General features: G+C 63.8%; 1 protein-coding gene. It reads left to right on the top strand.

Features of this window, described 5'->3' with window-relative positions; translation table 11 throughout:
• On the top strand, window positions 1–2,448 hold a 2,448-nt coding region (locus ABZ293_RS41960), incomplete at both ends, for an amino acid adenylation domain-containing protein (protein WP_355189909.1).

Raw genomic sequence — 2,448 nt, forward strand, 5'->3', positions numbered from 1 at the left:
CACCGCATCGGGCGCCTACAACATGCCGATCGCGATTCGGCTGCGTGGCGAGTTGAACGTCGAGGCCCTGCACTCGGCGGTCCTGGACGTGCTGGGGCGCCACGAGTCGCTGCGAACGCGATACCTGGACCACGACGGCATGCTGATCCAACAGATCGAGTCCGTCGAGAGCGTGGACCGAGAGCTGACGGTGGTACCGGTCGTACCGGGCGAGCTGGTCTCGGCGGTAACCGAATTCGTTACCGAAGGCTTCGATGTGAGCACTCAGGCGCCCGCGCGTGCCCGATTGTTCCGTGTCAGCGGCAGTGCGGAACCCGAACACGTCCTTGCCGTCGTGGTGCACCACATCGCCGCGGATGGCTTCTCCATGACGCCGTTGGCCCGTGATGTGGCGACCGCCTATGCCGCACGGATGCACGGTGCGGCCCCGGCGTGGACGCCGCTGCCGGTCCAGTACGCGGACTACGCACTGTGGCAACAAGCTACCCTCGGCGCGCCCGATGATCCGGAATCGCTGTCTGCTCAGCAGATCCGCTACTGGACCGAAACGCTGCACGGAGTTGTCGAGGAGCTGCGCCTGCCGTTCGATCGGCCACGGCCGGTGGTGATGTCGAACCGGGGTGTCACGGTTGGTTACTCGGTGCCTGCCGATTTGGTTCGAGCGCTGGAAAGATTTGCGCGGGAACATAATTCGTCGCTGTTCATGGCGATCCACGGCGCGTTGGCGCTCGCGCTGGCTCGGTTGAGCGGCACCACCGACATTCCGATCGGCACACCGATCGCCGGGCGCGGTGTGGCCGCACTCGACGACATGATCGGCATGTTCGTCAACACCTTGGTGTTGCGCACCGAAATTGATCTCGCTGAATCGTTCACCGAACTGCTCGGTCGGGTCAAACAAGCTGATCTGGACGCCTTCGAACACGCCGACGTACCGTTCGAGCAGGTGGTCGACAAACTCGGTGTGCAGCGCTCCCAAGCACGACACCCACTGTTCCAGGTGATGCTGGCATTCCAGAACCTGGAACCGGTAACACTGCAACTCCCCGATCTCGAGCTGTCGGTGGTCGACCTGCCCAATGAGGTCTCCCGGTTCGACCTGCAATTCATCCTGTCGGAAAACCATGACACCGGCGATATGACCGTTGCGGTCACCTATGCCACGGATCTGTTCGACGCTGCGACGGTTGATTCGCTTGCGCGCCGGTGGATTCGGATTCTGGAGTCGATCGTCACCGATCCGTCTGTTGCGGTCGGGTCTATCGATGTTCTCGAGCCTGCCGAGCGAGCTGATCTGCTGGCCCGTTCCGGTGCTCCCGCGGCGGCACCGGCCACGTTGCCCGGCCTGATGAGTGCGGCGGCGGCGTTCGATCCCGACGGCACCGCGATCGTGTTCGACGGAGAGCGGTTGAGCTATCGGGAGTTGGATGAACGTTCCAACCGGTTGGCGCGGTTGCTGATTCGGCGTGGAATCGGGCCGGAGGATGTTGTCGCGATCGGTATTCCGCGTTCGGCGGATTCTGTTCTCGCGGTCTGGGCGGTCGCCAAAACGGGGGCGGCGTTCCTGCCTGTCGATCCGACCCATCCCGCGGAACGCATCATCCACATGATGACCGATTCAGCGGCAGCGGTCGGTCTGACCGTGACATCCGTACGCGCACAACTACCCGACGCCGATTGGCTGCTACTCGACGAGTTCGACGAGGCCGACAGCGGTCCGGTCACCGACAGTGATCGGGTTCGTCCGTTGCGGATCGACGATATCGCCTATGTCATCTACACCTCCGGATCGACCGGGCTGCCCAAGGGCGTGGCGGTGACCCACCGCGGCCTCGGCAACTGCGCCATGGCCCATCGGGATGCGATGGGTATCGAATCCAGCTCCCGCACCTTGCATTTGGCCTCGCCCAGCTTCGATGTGTCGGTACTGGAGTTGCTGTGTGCGCTCAGCGCGGGGGCGACCTTGGTCGTAGCGCCCAGTGATGTCTACGGCGGCGACGAGCTCGCCGCGCTGCTCGACCGTGAACACGTCAGCCACGCCCTCGTCACTCCCTCGGCGTTGTCCACCATCGATCACACCCGTTGGCCGCTACCGGATCTGAAGTATCTGATGGTCGGCGGTGAGGACTACGGCAGCGAATTGGTCGAACGCTGGGGCGGCGACCGCACAGTGCTCAACGAATACGGACCAACCGAAACCACCATCGCCGCGACCCTGAGCGCCTCGCTGGCAGTGGGTGAGTTGGTCACCATCGGTAAGCCATTTCCGGGTGCCTCGGCATGGGTGTTGGATCAACGGCTGCAGCCTGTTCCGGCAGGTGTGGCGGGTGAGTTGTATGTCGCGGGTGATCTCCTCGCCCGCGGATACCACCACCGAGCGGACGTGACAGCCGAACGATTCGTGGCCTGCCCCTGGCTACCCGGCCAACGCATGTACCGCACCGGCGA

Origin of the sequence: Nocardia sp. NPDC005998 (assembly GCF_040614395.1) — a bacterium.
Taxonomy (GTDB): Bacteria; Actinomycetota; Actinomycetes; order Mycobacteriales; family Mycobacteriaceae; genus Nocardia.